At 59.9% G+C, this 679-nt stretch carries 1 protein-coding gene; it reads left to right on the top strand.

The features are described from left to right. Window positions 1-646: Tn3 family transposase (locus tag P353_RS26325; protein WP_034376247.1), on the top strand; the 646-nt coding region annotated here is incomplete at its 5' end. Between the last annotated feature and the right edge of the window lie 33 nt (window positions 647-679).

The following is a 679-nucleotide window of genomic DNA, read 5'->3' as shown; positions in this document are numbered from 1 at the left end:
CACCGACCTCGACGACCAGTTGCAGGAGCTGTATTGCGCCGATGATCTGGCATTGTACGAGAAATGCCTGATCCGGCCGGCTGGCCAGATCGACCGGCAACTCATCGTCGGTGAGAAGGCGAACATCGACCGAATCGTCGCCACACTGGGCCTGAAGGAAATGACGCAGGGCACGCTGATCCGCAAGCTGTGCACCTATACGGCGCCGAACCCGACGCGGCGCGCAATCTTCGAGTTCGACAAGCTCATCCGCAGTATCTACACACTGCGCTACCTGCGCGACCCGCAACTGGAGCGTAATGTTCACCGCTCGCAGAACCGCATTGAGTCCTATCACCAGCTACGCTCGACCATCGCCCAAGTCGGTGGGAAGAAGGAATTGACCGGCCGCACCGACATCGAAATCGAGATCAGCAACCAGTGCGCCAGGCTGATCGGCAACGCGATCATCTTCTACAACTCGGCGATCCTGTCCCTGCTGCTGACGAAGTACGAGGCAGCTGGCAATGCCAAGGCGCTGGCGTTGATCACGCAGATGTCGCCAGCGGCCTGGCGGCACATCCTGCTGAACGGGCATTACACCTTCCAGACTGACGGCAAGTTCATCGACCTGGATGCGCTCGTGGCGGGACTGGAGCTGGGCTGACGGAAATTTCTGGGATTCCGGCGTACAACCCCT

It is taken from the genome of Comamonas testosteroni, from assembly GCF_000761245.1.
Taxonomy (GTDB): domain Bacteria; phylum Pseudomonadota; class Gammaproteobacteria; order Burkholderiales; family Burkholderiaceae_C; genus Comamonas; species Comamonas testosteroni_C.
This window is presented reverse-complemented; position numbering and strand designations above follow the sequence as displayed.